Annotated in this window: 15 protein-coding genes and 1 riboswitch; of the genes, 9 read left to right on the top strand and 6 right to left on the bottom strand. The window is 70.9% G+C overall.

The annotated features are described in order from the left end of the window. Positions 1 to 60: 60 nt before the first annotated feature. Positions 61 to 2,469, bottom strand: a complete 2,409-nt coding sequence (locus tag NHL53_RS12645) for a sigma-70 family RNA polymerase sigma factor (protein WP_433777228.1) — start codon at positions 2,467 to 2,469, stop codon at positions 61 to 63. A gap of 313 nt (positions 2,470 to 2,782) precedes the next feature. Continuing rightward, the gene (locus NHL53_RS12650; RefSeq protein WP_433777229.1) at positions 2,783 to 3,190 is read right to left on the bottom strand and encodes an META domain-containing protein; all 408 of its coding nucleotides are present in this window, start codon (positions 3,188 to 3,190) and stop codon (positions 2,783 to 2,785) included. 158 nt (positions 3,191 to 3,348) lie between these two features. On the opposite strand from NHL53_RS12650, the gene NHL53_RS12655 reads away from it, so the two are divergent. From NHL53_RS12655 to NHL53_RS12665, 3 genes are all read left to right on the top strand, one after another. After that, the gene (locus tag NHL53_RS12655) at positions 3,349 to 5,514 is read left to right on the top strand and encodes a trypsin-like serine protease (protein ID WP_433777230.1); all 2,166 of its coding nucleotides are present in this window, start codon (positions 3,349 to 3,351) and stop codon (positions 5,512 to 5,514) included. 118 nt (positions 5,515 to 5,632) lie between these two features. Next, a riboswitch (ZMP/ZTP riboswitch) is annotated at positions 5,633 to 5,721 on the top strand. Positions 5,722 to 5,757: 36 nt separating this feature from the next. After that, positions 5,758 to 7,056 (top strand): serine hydroxymethyltransferase, encoded by a 1,299-nt coding sequence (glyA, locus tag NHL53_RS12660; RefSeq protein ID WP_433777231.1) that lies wholly within the window; start codon positions 5,758 to 5,760, stop codon positions 7,054 to 7,056. Between the two features lie 80 nt (positions 7,057 to 7,136). Next, on the top strand, positions 7,137 to 8,018 hold the full coding sequence (locus NHL53_RS12665; RefSeq protein WP_433777232.1) for a bifunctional methylenetetrahydrofolate dehydrogenase/methenyltetrahydrofolate cyclohydrolase: 882 nt from the start codon (positions 7,137 to 7,139) through the stop codon (positions 8,016 to 8,018). A 204-nt stretch (positions 8,019 to 8,222) separates the two neighbouring features. On the opposite strand, the gene NHL53_RS12670 is transcribed toward NHL53_RS12665, so the two are convergent. The 4 genes from NHL53_RS12670 to NHL53_RS12685 all read right to left on the bottom strand — a co-directional run bounded on the left by NHL53_RS12670 (position 8,223) and on the right by NHL53_RS12685 (position 12,010). Then, entirely contained in the window at positions 8,223 to 8,960 is a 738-nt protein-coding gene (locus NHL53_RS12670; protein WP_433777233.1) for an amino acid ABC transporter ATP-binding protein, read from the bottom strand. After that, positions 8,957 to 9,745 carry an amino acid ABC transporter permease gene (locus NHL53_RS12675; RefSeq protein ID WP_433777266.1) on the bottom strand — a complete coding sequence of 263 codons (789 nt, stop codon included), beginning with the start codon at positions 9,743 to 9,745 and terminating at the stop codon, positions 8,957 to 8,959. Before NHL53_RS12675 ends, NHL53_RS12670 begins: the two co-directional genes overlap by 4 nt. A gap of 68 nt (positions 9,746 to 9,813) precedes the next feature. Continuing rightward, positions 9,814 to 10,671 (bottom strand): ABC transporter substrate-binding protein, encoded by an 858-nt coding sequence (locus NHL53_RS12680; protein ID WP_433777234.1) that lies wholly within the window; start codon positions 10,669 to 10,671, stop codon positions 9,814 to 9,816. 91 nt (positions 10,672 to 10,762) lie between these two features. After that, positions 10,763 to 12,010, bottom strand: a complete 1,248-nt coding sequence (locus NHL53_RS12685) for a PucR family transcriptional regulator (RefSeq protein ID WP_433777235.1) — start codon at positions 12,008 to 12,010, stop codon at positions 10,763 to 10,765. Between the two features lie 110 nt (positions 12,011 to 12,120). On the opposite strand from NHL53_RS12685, the gene NHL53_RS12690 reads away from it, so the two are divergent. From NHL53_RS12690 to NHL53_RS12715, 6 genes are read left to right on the top strand one after another with little or no spacing between them, the layout of a single operon-like run. Beyond that, the gene (locus NHL53_RS12690; RefSeq protein ID WP_433777236.1) at positions 12,121 to 13,308 is read left to right on the top strand and encodes a four-carbon acid sugar kinase family protein; all 1,188 of its coding nucleotides are present in this window, start codon (positions 12,121 to 12,123) and stop codon (positions 13,306 to 13,308) included. Between the two features lie 25 nt (positions 13,309 to 13,333). After that, positions 13,334 to 13,915, top strand: coding sequence for an isochorismatase family protein (locus tag NHL53_RS12695; protein ID WP_433777237.1), 582 nt, complete (start codon positions 13,334 to 13,336; stop codon positions 13,913 to 13,915). Further along, positions 13,912 to 14,826 carry an ABC transporter permease gene (locus tag NHL53_RS12700; protein ID WP_433777238.1) on the top strand — a complete coding sequence of 305 codons (915 nt, stop codon included), beginning with the start codon at positions 13,912 to 13,914 and terminating at the stop codon, positions 14,824 to 14,826. Before NHL53_RS12695 ends, NHL53_RS12700 begins: the two co-directional genes overlap by 4 nt. A gap of 17 nt (positions 14,827 to 14,843) precedes the next feature. Then, entirely contained in the window at positions 14,844 to 15,725 is an 882-nt protein-coding gene (locus NHL53_RS12705) for an ABC transporter permease (RefSeq protein WP_433777239.1), read from the top strand. A 13-nt stretch (positions 15,726 to 15,738) separates the two neighbouring features. Then, on the top strand, positions 15,739 to 16,551 hold the full coding sequence (locus NHL53_RS12710; RefSeq protein ID WP_433777240.1) for an ABC transporter ATP-binding protein: 813 nt from the start codon (positions 15,739 to 15,741) through the stop codon (positions 16,549 to 16,551). Then, positions 16,548 to 17,345 (top strand): ATP-binding cassette domain-containing protein, encoded by a 798-nt coding sequence (locus NHL53_RS12715; RefSeq protein WP_433777241.1) that lies wholly within the window; start codon positions 16,548 to 16,550, stop codon positions 17,343 to 17,345. Before NHL53_RS12710 ends, NHL53_RS12715 begins: the two co-directional genes overlap by 4 nt. The last annotated feature ends 19 nt before the right edge of the window (positions 17,346 to 17,364 follow it).

Genomic DNA, 17,364 nt, shown 5'->3' on the forward strand with positions numbered 1-17,364 from the left:
GAGCCAGCGTCCGCGGATCCGACACCGCTCCGCTCGTCAGGGGGTCGCGTGGTGCGTCGGTCAGCTCAGAGCGTCGAGGTCGGCGCGCGAGTACTCCCTCGCCTTGCCGGGACGGTCGTCCTCGTACAAGTAGGCGACGCGGACCGGGGTCCCGGGGAGCAGCGACGCGGTTTCGACGATCGCCGTCCCGTCGACCAGCGTCTCGTCCGTAGTCCATCCGAACAGGCCGAAGGACACGCGCACGCGCGCACCGGGCTCGCCGACGATCGTCAGGGTGTAACCGCCATAGTGATTCTTGTCCGCGTGAGTCACCTCCGGCGCGGCGTCCGCGATCTCGATCGCGCCGACCGTCGTGCGCTCGCTCTCGAGCCCCGAGGCGACGGCGGAGACGAGGTAGCTGTAGACGCCGGGCTCGAGGTCGGTCTCGTCGACCCAGACGGTCTCGGCCGTCTCGCCGAGCGCGACGACCTCGCCGGAGGGGTCCTCGCGCCAGACGCGGTAGGTCTCCGCGTCGTCGACGGCGACCCACTCGATCCTCACGCCGCCGTCGGCCGCAGACACGGCGACGGGCTCGGGAGCTGCGGGAGCGACCGGCTCGGGGCTCGGGGCCTCGGCGTCGTCCGCGCTCTCGCCGCCGGCATCGGAGTCCTCGCCCGCGCCATCGTCGCCCGCGTCCGCCGTCGACTCGCCGCTCTCGGAGCCGTCGTCCTCGCCGGGAGCGGGATCCTCATCCTCGATCTCGTCCGCCGGTCGCGCGTCGGCGTCCGACGCGTCGTCCTCGGCCGCGCCGTCGGGGGCTCCGGGGCGCGGTCGCTCGTCGCCCGGGACCGGGTCCTCGCTGGAATCCCGCTGATCGGGCGCGGCGACCCGGACCTCGTCCTCATCGACCGCCTCGTCGGCCTCGGGCTCGTCGCGCTCCACGCCGAGAGCGGCGAGCAGCGCGGGGCGCACCCCGAGCTGCGAGAGCGAGGCCCGCACGGGGGCATCGGCCTCGTCGGCGTAGACGACGGAGAGGCGGGCGTCGTCGCGCACCTGCTGCGCGGTGAGCGCGATGACGAGCCGAGCGGATCCACCGCGGGAGACGGTGGCGTCGGACACGGCCGATCCGGCGGCCGCGGGGCGGGCCGACATCGCCGGGTCTCCCGTCGATCCGCTACCGCCGAGCGCGTGCACGCCCTCGTCGGTGCGCAGCAGCACCCGGGAACCGGGCTCGCCCGTCACGTCGACGGCGACCGTGCGCGCATCGGCGTCGAGGACCTGCGCACCCGCCACGCCGATCGCGGTGCGCAGATCGTCGTCCTCGTCCTCGTCGGGCGCCGTCTCGTCCGGCGCCTCCTGATCGGCGAGGTCGTCCGAGGGCTCGACCTGCGCGCTCGACGGAAGGGATCCGTCCGCGAACGAGTTGGATGCGGCGGAGGGCAGGGACGGATTCTGCGCGATCGAGGCGATGATCACGGCTCCGGCGACGGCCGCGGTCGCGAGCGTCGCCGTGAGCACCCCGCCGACCGTCCACGCGGCGCTGCCTCCGGCCGCGCCGGCGCCTCCGGCCTGCGACGATCCCGCCGCAGCTCCCGCCCCGCCTGCTGCGGCGCCCCCGGCGACGACCGCACCGCCGACGACCTCGGAGGGCATGGCGGCCAGGGCGACGAGCGCCTCCTCGCCGCGCTGGACCGCCGCGAGGTAGCCGCCGGCCGCGGGCACGCCGAGAGCGAGGGGCAGGAGGATCAGCGCGAGCCGGCTGCCGACCTGGCGCGCCTCCGCAGCCACGATCGCGCAGCGCGCGCAGTCCGCGAGGTGAGCATCGACCTTGCGGCGGTCGCGAGCTCCGAGGCTGCCGCGGGTGTGCGCGGCGAGACGCTCGATGACCCACTGGTGCTCCGAGCCGTCCTCCACGGAGGCGAGGTGCGCCTGGATCCACGCCTCGCGCAGCCCTTCGCGCGCCCGCGCGGCGAGCTGGGACACGGCCGACGCCTTCATCCCGAACAGCGGCGCGATCTCGCGCGGCTTCATCTGCTCGATCTCGGAGTACCAGAGCACCTCCTGCCAGCGCGTGGGGAGGCTGCGGAAGGCCTGATGCGTGAGGCCGCGGTCGAGAGCCGCCTCGGCGGCTTCGTCGGTGCTCTCGGGATCCTCGATGAGGTCTTCGAAGCCGTCGATCGCGATCTCGTTCCGAGCGCGCCCCCACGTCGCCGCCGTGTTGCGGATCGCGGTGAAGAGATAGGCGCGGAACGAGCCGGTGGGGCCGCCCCCGCGGCGGACGGTCTGGAAGATCTTGGCGAAAGCCTCCTGCACCAGGTCGTCGGCGTCGATCGACGTGGTGATGCTGCGCGCGGCGGTGATGCCCGACCGGTAGTGCCGGCTCCACAGCTCGCCGAACGCGTCGGTGTCGCCGGAGCGGGTGCGGAGCACGAGATCCGCGTCGGACGTCGCCGGGACGTCGGCGACGCGCGCGTCATCGTGCTCGGGCATGGGTCTCCTCGGGTCGTAGGCCAACGACGATTGTGCCTCGCCGACCCCGTCCCTGCCAACAGGGGCCGTCGTTTTTCAGCGGATGCTCCGCGGATTCGGCGCGGTTCTCCGCGGTCCGAAGATTTTTCTGCGAACTCGCGTCATGAAACGCGAGGCACCGGGTCTCATGACCGAGAGAGAACGATGCTCGGCCCCGGCGGGGGAGCCGGATCCGAGCACATCGCGCCGCCGCGAGGCGCGCGAACAGAGCGATTCTCGGATCAACTCGGGGGAGGGGATCCGAGAACCGCTCTTCTCGTTCTGCGGGGGCGGTTCACTCCGCGCGGTGCAGGGTGCCCAGCTCCTCGCCGTCGGCGTCGTAGGCGACGAGGTCGTCGCCGGCGACCTCGATCGTGCGCGTCTGCGCGAGCCACGGCTTCATGCCAGGGCATCCCTTGAGCGTGCTGACAATGCCGGTGAGGCTGATCGTCTCGTCGTCGGCCACGGAGTAGGAGCCCCCGAAGCCGTTGCAGCCGTCGTTGCCCTTGACGGCCTCGCCCTCCTCGAATTCGAGATAGGCGGTGTCGCTGTCGTCGATCGTCCAGCGCGTGCCGCTGAGTTCGGGTGCCTGCACGTCTTCTCCCGGGGTCGTGGTGTCGTCGGTCGTGTCGGTCGCGCATCCCGTGAGAGCGAGCCCGATGGCGAGGGCTCCTGCCGCGATGAGCGGGTAACGATTCGTCATGCCAGCCTCCTCGGATGGTCGGCGTGTGCGGCGTTATACCGCTGTGATGTATTGTAGAGCGCGGTGTGCCCCAGCTGGGAAGTGCTGACTGCCGCAGAGGGGCGCGCGAGACCACTGATCAGGCGACGCCGTCGCCATAACAATCTGGGGGAAGAGCTTTGAGCTTTTCGATTGGACGAGGCGCGCGGCTGAGCGCGCTCGGTGCCGCAGGCGCGCTGGTCGCCGGCGGACTGATGGTGACGCCCGCCGTCGCCACGGAGAACGAGGCGGAGAACCTCGAGTCGCTGAAGGCAGCGGTTCAGGCGTTCTCGGACGCCGAGGATGTGCAGCTCATCACGCAGGGTGAGAACGGCGCCATCGAGGTGCAGGTCTCCGAGGCCGAGGTCGGCGCGCAGTCCGGCGGCGTGACCGCCGAGGACGTCGCAGAGGACTACGGCAACGTCGAGGTCGTTCCGAGCAAGTGGAACTTCGTCGACGGCGTCAAGGCCTGGGACCAGGACGAGGTGGTCGGCGGAGCCGGCATCTTCCTCAGCGGCAACCCCGACTTCTCGGGTCAGGGCGGCACCTGCTCGGTCGGCTTCAGCGCCTGGACGCCCGAGGGCGAGCCCGCGGTCATCACCGCCGGGCACTGCACGGGCGACGACTCGGCGCCGTACGTCGCGCTGACCGTCCCGTCGCTCGACGACGCCAGCGGCAACGACAGCGAGTACATCGACCTGCTCGACGTGCTCGGCGAGGTCGTGTTCTCGCAGTTCGGCGGCCCCGGCCACTCGGCGACTCCCGAGGCGGAGGGCGGCGAGACCGACATCACGGTCATCGACGTCGCCAACGACGCGCTGACCCTGCTTCCCGAGGTCACCGACTGGACCACGGCCGACGACGACGACCTCGCGGCGTCGACGACCCCGATCTCGAGCGTCGGCACGGCCGAGCTCGGCGAGGTCCGCAAGAGCGGCCGCACCACCGGCAACACCGTGGGAGAGGTCGTCGAGCTCGACGGCTACCTGCGCATCGAGGACCGCTGGGTCTACGGCTTCGGCTCGATCATCGAGGGCGCGCCCGGCGACTCGGGCGGCACCGTCTACCAGGGCGAGACCGCTGTCGGCGTCGTCTCCGGCGGCGGCGAGCTCGAGACCGGCGAGACCTTCATGTGGTCGACCGATCTCGAGCACGGCCTCGAGGTCGTCGCGGAGAACGTCGGCGAGTACACGGTCGCGCTCGACATCGCCGAGCCCGAGCTCGCGAGCACCACGGTGAACATCGGCGGCGCCATCACGGGCACCGCTCCGGCCGGCTCGACCGTCACCGTCACGGTCGACGGCGAGGAGCTCGGCCAGGTCGAGGCCGACGAGAACGGCGAGTTCTCGATCTCGGCCGAGGGCGTCGCCCCGGGCACCCACGAGGTGACCCTGCAGGCCGTCCAGGGCTACGACCGCTCCGACGTCGTCACGGGCGAGATCGAGGTCGTGCTCGGCGCGCCCACGATCGAGTCGCCGACCGACGGCGAGCGCATCGTCGACGAGGTCACCGAGATCTCGGGCACCGGCGTGGCCGGCGCGACCGTCACGCTGACGGGCGCCGTCGAGGGCACCGCCGAGGTCGCCGAGGACGGCACCTGGACCGTCGACGCCGAGCTCGGCTTCGGCAGCCACACGGTGACGGCCGCCCAGGAGTACGAGGGCGAGACCGCCGGGGAGACCGCGACGGTCGAGTTCCACGTCGTGGCCGAGGCTCCGGTCATCACGTCGATCGAGGACGGCGCCACCTTCGAAGAGGGCGACGCTCCCACGGTCATCGAGGGCACCTCGAAGTACGCCGGTGAGACGCTCGTCGTCGACTACGCCAACGACTACACCGACGAGTGGGTCACTCTCGAGACGGTCGTCGCCGAGGACGGCACCTGGTCGGTCGAGCTCTCCGAGGCTCCGCAGGTCGGCCAGCACGAGCTCTACGCGTTCGTCGACATCGGCGACACGGCCAGCAACGAGGCCTACGTCTCGTTCGAGGTCACCGCGGTCGAGGAGCCGGGTGACGACGAGGCCGGCGAGAACGGTGGCGGCGGCGGCGAGAACGCCGACGACTCCACCGACAACGGCACGGAGTCCGGTGACGACACCGGCGCCGAGGCCGGCGACGAGGGCTCGTCCGACGACGCGGCCGAGGCCGGCGACAACGGCGAGGGCGGCGACGACAACGGTCTCGCTCCCACCGGCGCCGAGGACGGCTCGCTGCTCCTCCCGCTGACGGGCGGCGCGCTGCTGCTCGTCGCGGCCGGATCGGCCTTCCTCATCGCCCGTATGCGCAAGGCGGCCGCGAGCCTCTGACGCGCATCGAGCAACCGCTGAGGCGGGGTGAGCCCTTCGGGGGCCGCCCCGCCTTCGGCGTTCCCTGGCCGGACATGCGGCGCAACACGTCCGCACGGTGTGCGGCCAGTCGGTATGATCGTCATGTCGCGACTGGCGTTGAGGTGGTGCACCACCGGGAAGCGGCATCCACCGAACGGCATTCGACCGCACGCCTGGGTCGAAGCGATGACACCGACCGCTGCCTGTCGTTCTGGAGCACACATGACTGAGCCTTCGTTCAACGCCCCCCTCACCGAGATCGACCCCGAGATCGCGCAGGTCCTCCAGCGCGAGCTCGACCGCCAGCGGGGCTTCCTCGAGATGATCGCATCCGAGAACTTCGTCCCCGTCTCGGTCCTGCAGGCGCAGGGATCCGTCCTCACCAACAAGTACGCGGAGGGCTACCCCGGTCGCCGCTACTACGGCGGATGCGAGGAGGTCGACGTCGCCGAGAGCCTCGCGATCGAGCGCGCCAAGGAGCTCTTCGGCTCCGCGTACGCGAACGTGCAGCCCCACTCCGGCGCCACCGCGAACGCGGCCGTCCTGCACGCCATCGCGCGCGCGGGCGACACGATCCTCGGCCTCTCCCTCGACCACGGCGGCCACCTCACGCACGGCATGAAGATCAACTTCTCCGGCCGGCTCTACGACGTCGTCGCCTACGGCGTCGACCCCGAGACCTCGCTCGTCGACATGGACGAGGTGCGACGCCTCGCTCACGAGCACAAGCCGAAGGTCATCATCGCCGGGTGGTCGGCCTACCCCCGCCACCTCGACTTCGCGGCGTTCCGCGAGATCGCCGACGAGGTGGGCGCCTACCTGTGGGTCGACATGGCGCACTTCGCGGGCCTCGTCGCCGCTGGCGTGCACCCGAGCCCCGTGCCCCACGCGCACGTCGTCTCCTCGACCGTGCACAAGACCATCGGCGGGCCCCGCTCCGGCTTCATCCTCACGAACGACGCCGACCTCGCGAAGAAGATCAACTCGGCCGTGTTCCCTGGCCAGCAGGGCGGCCCGCTCATGCACGTGATCGCCGCGAAGGCGACCGCGTTCAGGCTCGCGGGCACCGACGCGTTCCGCGACCGCCAGGAGCGCACGGTGCGCGGCGCCGCGATCCTCGCCGAGCGCCTCTCGCAGCATGACGTCGCGGACGCCGGAATCGCCGTGCGCTCGGGCGGCACCGACGTGCACCTCGTGCTCGTCGACCTGCGCGACGCCGCGATCGACGGCAAGCAGGCCGAAGACCTCCTCCACGAGATCCGCATCACTGTGAACCGCAACGCGGTGCCGAACGACCCGCGTCCGCCGATGGTCACGTCGGGCCTGCGCATCGGCACGCCGGCCCTCGCGACGCGGGGCTTCGGCGACGCGGAGTTCACCGAGGTCGCCGACGTGATCGCCCTCGCGCTGCAGCCGGGAGCCGACATCCCCGCCCTGCGCGCCCGCGTCGAGGCGCTCACGGCGCAGTTCCCGCTCTACCCCGACGTCGAGCACGCCCCGCAGGGCTACGCCGGCGTCTGACCCGGCCCGCGCCCCGCGCCGCCCTCCCGCGGCGCGGGGCGCGTCCGTTCCGCCACGAGCGACACACGAGGAGACGAGAGATGACCGCGAAGGTTCTCGACGGCAGGGCCGCATCGGCGGCGATCACGCAGGAGCTGACGGAGCGCGTCGCCGCGCTGAAGGAGAGGGGCGTCATCCCCGGCATCGCCACGGTGCTCGTCGGCGCCGACCCCGCATCGCAGCTGTACGTCGGCATGAAGCACCGGCGCTCCGAGGCGGTCGGCATGAACTCGATCCAGCGTGAGCTGCCCGCCGACGCGACGCAGCAACAGGTCGAGGACCTCATCGACGAGCTGAACGCGGATCCGTCGTGCCACGGCTACATCGTGCAGCTGCCGCTGCCGAAGCACATCGACACCGACCGCGTGCTCGAGCGGATCGACCCGGCCAAGGACGCCGACGGCCTGCACCCCACGAACCTCGGGCGCCTCGTGCTCAACACCAGCGCGCCCATCTCGACGCCCCTGCCGTGCACGCCGCGCGGCGTCATCGAGCTGCTGCTGCGCAGCGACTACGACCTGCGGGGAAAGCACGTCGTCGTCGTGGGCCGCGGCATCACCATCGGCCGCTCGATCGGCCTGCTGCTCACGCGGCGCGAGATCAACGCGACCGTGACGCTGACGCACACCGGCACGACCGACCTGCGCCACCACCTGCGTCAGGCGGACGTCATCGTCGCCTCCGCGGGCGCGAAGCACCTCGTCACCGCCGAGGACGTGAAGCCCGGCGCGGCGGTGCTCGACGTGGGCGTCACGCGCGAGGAGGATCCCGAGACCGGCAAGCAGAGGGTGTTCGGCGACGTGCACCCGGGCGTCGCCGAGGTCGCGGGCTTCCTCTCCCCGAACCCCGGCGGAGTCGGCCCGATGACGGTCGCGCTGCTCATGACCAATGTGGTGGAGGCGGCCGAGCGCTCGATCTCCTGAGCCGTCCCCACGTCGGCGCGGCGCGGATCCCCTGCCGGGGGCCGCGCCGCGTCGGCGTTCCCGCTCCGCACGGCGAGGGAGCGGGGCCTGGCGCGCGGGCGGTGCCCGTGTCCCGATTCGTGCGGGAATGTGTTCGGCATTCCCACCCGAATCGAGACATGCTCCTTCGGACATGCGGGGCTCGCACCCGGCCCGCGGGCGGGATCAGCCGAGCATCCGCGCGAGGAAGTCGCGCGTGCGCGGGGCGCGGGGTGCGGTGAAGATCTCGGACGGCGGGCCCTCCTCGACGATCGCGCCCCCGTCGAGGAAGACGACCCGGTGCGCGACATCGCGCGCGAACGCCATCTCGTGCGTCGCCATGACGATCGTCGCGCCGCCCGCCGCGAGCTCGCCGACGAGGGCGAGCACCTCGCCGACGAGCTCGGGATCGAGGGCGGAGGTGATCTCGTCGAGCAGCAGCAGCTCGGCGCCCGTCACGACGGCGCGTGCGAGCGCGACGCGCTGCTGCTGGCCGCCGGAGAGCCGGTCGGGGTGAGAGCGGGCCTTGTCGCCGAGGCCCACGCGCTCGAGCGCCGCGACCGCCTCCGCGCGCGCCTGGCGCGTCGACATCCCGTGCACGTGCCGCAGGGCGAGGGCGATGTTGTCGCGCGCGCTGAGATGGGGGAAGAGGTTGTACTGCTGGAACACGACGCCGATGCGGGCGCGCACGGCGTCGGCATCCACGCGCGGGTCGCTGATGTCGAGATCGCCGAGCCAGATCTGCCCGTCGTCGATCGGCTCGAGCAGGTTGATCGTGCGCAGCAGCGTCGACTTGCCGGATCCGCTGGGCCCGATGAGCGCCACGACCTCGCCCGGCGCGACGTCGAGATCGATGCCGCGCAGCACCTCGCGGTCGTCGTACGACTTCCAGACGTCGCGCATCGTGAGAAGAGCCTCGCTCATACGATCCCTCCGATCTGCTCGCGCCGACGCACGCGCGCGGCGTACCAGTCGGTGAACCGGATGGTGGGGATGGCGAGCACGATGAACAGCAGGCCCGCGAGCACGTAGGGCGTGAAGTTGAAGAACGCGGCGGTCTCGATCTGCGCGGCGCGCACGGCGTCGACCGCGCCGAGCACCGACACGAGGCCGACGTCCTTCTGCAGGGCGACGAAGTCGTTCATGAGCGCGGGCGTCACCTTCCGCACCGCCTGCGGCACGACGACGAGGCGCATGGTCTTCGCGTGGGTGAGGCCCAGCGAGCGCGCCGCCTGCCTCTGCGACGGGTGCACGGCCTCGATGCCGGCGCGGAACACCTCCGAGACGTAGGCCGAGTACGTGAGGGTGAGGGCGATCGTGCCCCAGAACTCGTAGGGGAGGCGCACGGGGATCAGCTCGAGCCCGGGGATCCCGAATCCCACGAGGTACAGCACGATGATGAGCGGCGTGCCGCGGAACACGTCGGTGTAGACGGTCGCGAGGGCGCGCAGCGGCAGCCAGACGGGGCCGCGCAGGGTGCGCAGGGTGGCGAGGAGTAGGGCGATGACGAGGACGAGGACGATCGTCACCCCGAGGACCCGCAGGTTGAGGAGGAACCCGCTCCACACGCGCGGGAGGGCGGCGAGCAGCACCTCGCCGTCGAAGAACGACTCCTGCACGCGCGCCCACCCGGGCGTGGACAGGAGGAGGATCCAGACGAGCGCCGCGAGCACGATCGTGGAGGCGATGCTGATGAGCACCGATCGCATGCCGTGCCGGCGTCGGTGGGCCTGCCGGGCGAGCTCGACGTCGCTGACCGGCCGCGCGGGCCGCGGCGTCACTGCAGCTGCGGCGCCGCGTCGCCGCCGAGCCACTCCTCGGCGAGCGCGTCGAGCGTGCCGTCCTCGCGGAGCGCGTCGACCGCGTCCGTCACGTCGCCGGTCAGGGCGGATCCCTTCGGCAGCACGATGCCGAACGCGTCGCCGTGCTGGCCCTCGGCCTCGGGGAGCTGGCCGACGATGACGCCGTCGTCGAGCTCGGCGCCCGAGATGTAGAACGCGGTGGGGAGGTCGACGACGATGGCGTCGACCTGTCCGTTCTCGAGGGCGAGCTTCGCGTCGTCGTTCGACGAGAAGGCCTGCACGCCCTGCGCGGGGGCGATGGTCTGCTCGGCCGCGATGAAGCTCGTCGTCCCCGTCTGCGCGCCGATGAGCGCGTCCTCGAGGTCGGCGAGCGACGCGGCATCGGCGACGGACGAGGATCCCGTGGTCACGACGACCTGCGCGCTCTCGTAGTAGGGAGACGAGAAGTCGACGGCGTTCTCGCGCTCGGGCGTGATCGAGAACTGCTGGAGGTTGATGTCGAAGGTCTTCGGGCCGGGCGCGATCGCCTCGTCGAACGTCGTGCGCACCCACTCGACATCATCGGAGTCGAAGCCCAGCTGCTCCGCGACCGCATAGGCGACGGCCGGCTCGAAGCCCTCGCCCGTGGTCGGGTCGTCGTCGATCGCCCACGGGAAGTAGGCGGGCTGCGCCGTGCCGACCGTCAGCTTCCCCTCCGTAACGTATCCCGGCCCCACCTGCTCGGCGGCTCCCTCGGCGTCGTCGGATACGCCCGATCCGCAGGCGGCGAGCGCGAGGAGGAGGGCGGCGGAGGAGCTGGCGACGGCGAGGCCGCGGCGGGCGGGGCGGGACATGGATCCTCCGGACGGAGACGGGTGCGGGTCGTCTCTCATTGTCCGTCGCCGCGCGCCCGCGCGCGAAACCCTGTGACCGGGTGTTGCGCCGTCACGCGGACTGCTCCCGCGCCTGGCCCGCGGCATCGGCGACGAGATTCCAGGAGAGCAGCCCGAGGTGGATCGCCAGGCGGGAGTTCCCGTCGGTCAGATCCACGCCGAGCAGCGTCTCGACGCGGCGCAGCCGGTAGTAGACGGTGCCGCGGTGCAGAAACTGCTCGGCGGCGACGGCCTGCACGTTGCCCGCGTGCCGCAGGTAGCTGCGCAGCGTGCCGACGAGGTCTTCGTCCTCCGCGTTGGTGAGGAACCTCTCCAGCCGCGGGGTCAGGAACGAGGTGCGCAGCAGGGAGGGCGACACGGAGGACACTCCGCGGTACGGCGCGGCGTCTCGCCAGTCGATCCGCGCGTCTCGCCACTGGACTCGGGCGCCCACGACCGCAGCCTGCCGTGCCTGCCAGACGGCGGCGTACGCGTCCTCCCAGGGATGCACGAGGTTCGAGACGCCGATGGACCAGTCGTGCGTCAGCGACTTCGCGCGCAGCCGGAACAGCTCGTCCTGAACGGAGGAGATGATCCGCTCGGCGTCGTTCTCGGCCTCGCCCTCGAGGGTCGTGACGAGAGCGACCGCCTCCACCGCGGCCGCCGCGAGGATCGCTCGGCGGGGGCCGCCGGTTCCGCGTATCCGCTCGATCAGCTTCCGCACGGCGGTGCGCAGCTGCTCCGACGTCTCGTAGTGCGCGTCTCGCGGCTCGACCAGCACGCTGATGGCGAAGACCGGCGTCCCGACGGGCATCCGCTTCGCGATCGCCGTCTGCTCGAGCCTGCGCATGAACTCCGACGTGTCGGTCTCGAGCAGCAGGGTCGACTCCGTGGTGGTGCCGTCGTCCTCGTCGTCGACGGGGAGGGAGCCGACCGCCTCGAACGTGCGCATCGCCACCGTGCGGATGTGCTCCACGTGCGCGTCCGGCAGCGGCAGATTCACCTCGATGAGCCAGAGGTAGGCTTCCGGGTCCCGCGAGCCGGCGGTGACGAGGGGGATGACGGTGAACCCCGGGATCCCGAGCACATCGACCCCCGCGTCGCGCACGATGTCGCGCGTGGCGAAGTGCTGTCCGTTCTGACCCGCCAGCGAGGCCGGCGTCGCGATCCGCCGGCCGACCGGTGCGCCCGACGCGTCGCGATCGGCCAGGAGGATCCGGGAGAACGCGCTGTCCGTGATCTCGATCGGGACCGCGAAATGCGAGCTCAGTGCGTCGGCGAGGTCGTAGAGGTGACGCAGCCGCGTCGCGCTCCACCTCATACCGATCGACCCTATCCAACCTGCCTCCTCCGCGGGTTTGGACAGATGTCGAACGACACGGGGCGGGGATCTCCCTAGCGTTGTGGCATCAGACGACCTGAGGAGATGCTGTGACCGCTGACCACCGAGAGGACACCGCGTCCGGCCCGTCCCTCGGCGTGCTCGCGGAAGACCTCCAGGGCGCGCTCGCGGTCTCGAGCAGGCTGCTGCAGCGGGGCCTGCGCGTCGCGGTCGTGGCGTCGAGACAGGACCCCATCGGCGAGGTCGACGCGGTGATCGTCGACATCGCTCTGCGTCGCAGGCTCGAGGATCCGCAGCTCGTCGCCGAGGAGTGGGCGCGCTGGCTCCTCTCCCTCGGGATCCGTCAGATCGACGTGCGGATCGACCCGCTGCTGCACGGGAGCCCAGCCGAGATGACGCGAGGGACGCGGCTGACGGTCGGTTCGGGATCCCCGCTGTGGGTCGTTCCGGCCTACCCCTCGGCCGGCCGCTCGGCGCTGGACGGTCGGCTGATGTTCACGGACGCGAGCGGAGCCGCTGGTGACCTCGACGTGCGGGGCGCTCTCGCGATCGACGACGCGGTCGTCGTTCCGCTCGAGACCGTGACGGCCGGCACCGCGGCGGTGCGGGCGGCGGTCGCCGCCCACGCCTCGGAGGGCGCGGACGCCTTCGTCTTCGACGCAACGACCGAGCGTCATCTCGAGACGATCGCCGAGGCCGCGGCCGAGGAGATCCGCGACGGCGTCGGCCTCGTCTCGGTCTCCGGCGGCGCCTGGCTGAGATTCTTCCCCGACCTCGGACGCGACGGGTTCGCCCTGCTCGCGGCCGCGGGAACGACCCCCGTCGACCGCCTGCAGCTCTCCCGCGTCGCGGATGCCTACGCCAGCCACGCCATCTCGCTGTCGGCCGAGGAAGCGCGCTCGAGCTCCCCCGAGCACCTGCTGCGGCTGTTCGCCCGTCATCGCATCGTGATCGTGCAGGCGCGCGACAGGGAGCAGGACGTGGCCGCCGCGGTCGCCGCCGACATCGGGGCGGCCGTGCGACGGCTGCTCGACGTCTCGCTCACCGGCTCGCACGCCTGTCTCGGGGTCGTCACCAGCGGCGGGCTGACCACGAGCGAGGTCATCGTCGCCCTCGAGGCCGACCGGCTGCTGCCGGGCAACGAGCTCGAGCCGCTGTGCCCCCTCGTCCGCCTCTCCGGCGGGCCCTTCGACCGGCTCGGCGTCGCGAGCAAGAGCGGATCCGTCGGCACCTCGGAGATCTTCGTCCGGCTCCTTCGTCGTTTCATCGGCGGCTGAGCACCCCCTTCCTGAGAGGACACCCATGTCACTGTTCGACCCCACCACGAGCGCACTCGTTCTCATCGACATGCAGGGCGCGGTCGCGACCCACGCCGCGGAGCCCTATAGCGCCGACGAGGTCGTCGGCCGCGCCGCGCGGCTGGTCGAGGCGCAGCGTCGAGCGGGCGGCCTCGTGGTCTTCGTGCGGACGAGCTTCCTGCCGGACGAATCCGACTCGCTGCAGCCCGTCGTCATCGAGACGATGCGGCCCGCGCACCCCCACCGCCCCGAGGGATGGGACCAGCTCGTCCCCGAGACGCGTCCCCTCCCGACCGAGCCGGTCGTCATCAAGCGCAGCTGGAACGCGTTCCACGGCTCCGACCTCGACCTGCAGCTGCGGCGCCACGGGGTGAAGACGGTCATCATGGCGGGCATCTCGACGAACTTCGGAGTCGAGGGAACCGCCCGCGCGGCATACGAGCACTACTACGACGTCGTCTTCGTCGAAGAGGCGATGGCGACCAACAAGGCCGAGAACCACGCCTTCGCCGTGCGCGAGATCTTCCCGCAGATCGGCCGCGTCCGCTCGCTCGACGAGGTCCTGGCGACTCTCGGAGCGCAATGATCGCCTATCTGGTCAAGCGGGTCCTCGAAGTCGTCCCCGTCCTGTTCATCCTCGTCTCCGCGGTCTTCCTGCTCGTCAACGTCGCGGGAGACCCGGTCGCGAGCATGCTCGGCGATGACGCGACTCCCGAGCAGATCGCGGCGGTTCAGCACTCGCTGGGGCTGGACAGGCCGATCGTCGTCCAGTACGCCGACTACGTCGGGAGCGTCGTCCGCGGCGACTTCGGCGACTCCTACCGTTTCGGCGAGTCGGCTCTCGCCCTCGTGATCGGGCGGCTGCCCGTGACGCTGACCCTTGCGATCACCGGCATCGCCATCGCCATCGCCTTCGCGGTTCCCGCCGGCGTCGTCGCCGCCGTCCGGCGCGGGGGCATCCTCGACCGCGTGCTCTCCGCGATCGCGGTGCTCGGCAAGGCGATGCCGAACTTCTGGCTCGGCATCATGCTGATCCTCCTCTTCGCGGTGCAGTTGAGGATGCTTCCCGTATCCGGCGCCGGGGGATGGACGAGCGTCATCCTCCCGAGCATCGCGATCGCCACCGGCGTCGCCGCCGAGATCGCCATGCTCGTGCGCACGAGCGTCATCGAGGAGCTCGGCAACGACTACGTGCGCACCGCGCGCGGGAAGGGCCTGACGGAGGGGACCATCCTCCGGAGGCACGCCCTGCGCAACGCGTTCGTCCCGGTCGCGAGCATCGTTCTGCTGCAGTTCGCCAACCTCGTTGGCGGCACCATCATCGTCGAGACGGTCTTCAGCTGGCCCGGCCTCGGACAGCTGCTGGTCAACGCGGTCTCGAACAAGGATCTCCCCGTCGTCCAGGCGGGCGTGTTCGTGATCGCTCTGATGATCATCATCGTGAACGTCTGCGGCGACATCGTCTTCCGCCTGTCCGATCGACGGATCCGCTTCTGAAGGAGGACGGACGCGACATGACTACGACACACGACATCCGGACCGCCGATCGTCGTCGGCCGTCCCTCTGGGCATCGATGAACTGGACGGCGCGCGTCTCCCTGACCGTGCTGCTGATCATCTGCCTGGCCTCCCTCTTCGGCCGGTGGATCGTGCCGCACGACCCCGCGGCGATCGACCCGACGGTCTCGCTCCTGCCGCCGCTCACCACCGACCCGGGCTTCTACCTGCTCGGAACCGACAACCTGGGGCGGGACATCTTCTCGCGGCTGATCATCGGCGCGCGGATCTCCATCCTCGTCGGCCTGCTGGGCGTCGTCGTCGCCGGCGCGATCGGCGTGACCGCGGGGATCCTCGCCGGGTACTTCGGCGGGTGGGTCGATGCCGTGCTCATGCGCATCGTCGACGCCTTCCTCTCGATCCCGTCGATCGTGCTCATCCTGGCTCTCCTCGCGATCCTCGATCCCGGTGTGACGACCCTGATCATCGTGCTCGGGCTCACGACCTGGGTGATCTACGCGCGCCAGGTGCGCAATCAGGTGCTCGAGATCCGGGAGCGCCTCTTCGTCAAGGCCGCGCGCACCTTCGGGTCGGGGCACCTCTTCATCATGATCAGGCACGTTCTCGTCAACGTGATCCCGACGTTCGTGGTGCTGTCGACGCTCAGCGTCGCGACGCTCATCGTGACCGAGTCGTCGATGAGCTTCCTCGGGCTCGGGATCCAGCCGCCCGACATCTCTTGGGGGCTCATGCTCACCGGCGGCCGCGACTACATCGCCACCGCCTGGTGGGTGAGCACCTTCCCCGGGCTGTGCATCACGACAACCGTCCTCTGCATCCTGTTCGTCGGCGACTGGCTGCGCGAGCGGCTCGACCCGCGGCTGAAGCCCGCGACCTGAGGGAGGAAGAGACATGGAGAAGACACCTCTGCTCAGCGTGCGGAACCTCGTCATCGGTCCGAAGCGGAACCCCGACCTGCGCCTCGTCGACGACGTCTCGTTCACCGTCGACTCCGGCGAGCGCGTCGCGATCGTCGGGGAATCGGGTTCGGGAAAGAGCCTGACCTGCTTCTCGGTCATGGGCCTGCTCGACCCGACGCTCCAGGTGATGGGCGGCGACATCCGATGGGAGGGAGACAGCGTTCTCGGGATGAGCGGCGCGCAGCACCGCCGGCTGCTGCGGACCGAGATGTCGATGGTCTATCAGGAGCCGCTCACGGCGCTGAACCCGCTCATGCCGATCGGGCGTCAGATCCGCGAGGGCGTTCCCCGCGTCAGGGATGCGGACGTGATCCGGATCCTTGAGCAGGTCGGCATGCGGGACCCCGCACGGGTCGTCAGGGCGATGCCGCACGAGCTCTCGGGAGGCATGCGGCAGCGCGCGATGATCGCGATGGCGATGATCAGGAAGCCGCGGCTGCTCATCGCGGACGAGCCGACGACGGCCCTCGACGTGACGATCGAGTATCAGGTGCTGAAGCTCATGTACGACCTCACGCACGAAATGGACACGGCGCTCCTGTTCGTCACGCACGACCTCGGGGTCGTCGCACGGCTCGCCGACCGCGTGATCGTCATGTACCGCGGCGAGATCGTCGAAGAAGGCGAGACGGCAGCCGTGCTGCAGACACCGGAGCATCCGTACACGAAGCGTCTCCTCGCCGCCTCCTCCGTGGCCACGGCGCGGACGCTCGTGCTGACCGAGGACGAGGAGGGCGAGCGATGAGCGACCTCATCCTGCACATGCAGGGGATCCGAAAGACCTTCCACGTGCGCAAGGGGCTGCGTCGTTCGTCGGTCGTCGCGCTCGACGACGTCGACCTGCTGCTCCCGCGAGGCGCAGTGCTCGGCGTCATCGGCGAATCCGGCTCGGGGAAGTCCACTCTCGCGAACATCGTGATGGGTCTCGAGACGCCGGACGACGGGACGATGGTCTTCGACGGCGCGGAGATCGACATGGGGTCGCGGCGCGCGCGGGCGGCGATCGCCAGGGACATCCAGGTGGTGTTCCAGGATCCGTACTCGTCGCTGAACCCGCGCATGGACGTCTACACGCTGCTGCGGGAGCCGCTGCGGGGCGTGCCGTTCGCGAGCGCCGAGGAGCGCCGGACGCGCTGCGCCTCGCTCCTGGAGATGGTGGGCCTTCCCGAGAGCGCCCTGGAGAAGCACCCGCACGAGTTCTCCGGCGGGCAGCGCCAGCGCATCGCCATCGCCCGCGCCCTGGCGCTGGAGCCGAAGCTCCTGGTCTGCGACGAGGCGGTGTCGGCGCTCGACGTCTCCATCCAGGCGCAGATCCTCGACCTGCTCGCCGATCTGCGATCGAGACTCGGCCTCTCGATCGTGTTCATCGCGCACGGGCTGAACGCCGTCGAGCGCATCTGCGACGACGTCATGGTGATGAACGCCGGCACCGTCGTCGAACGCGGGGCCACGGCGCAGGTTCTCCAGGAGCCCGTTGATCCGTACACCCAGAAGCTCGTCGCGGTGAGTCGCGACATCATCCCGTTCAAGTACCTCTGATCCCCACACCATCAGCACA

Origin of the sequence: Microbacterium sp. gxy059 (assembly GCF_050958665.1) — a bacterium.
In the GTDB taxonomy this organism is placed as follows: Bacteria; Actinomycetota; Actinomycetes; order Actinomycetales; family Microbacteriaceae; genus Microbacterium.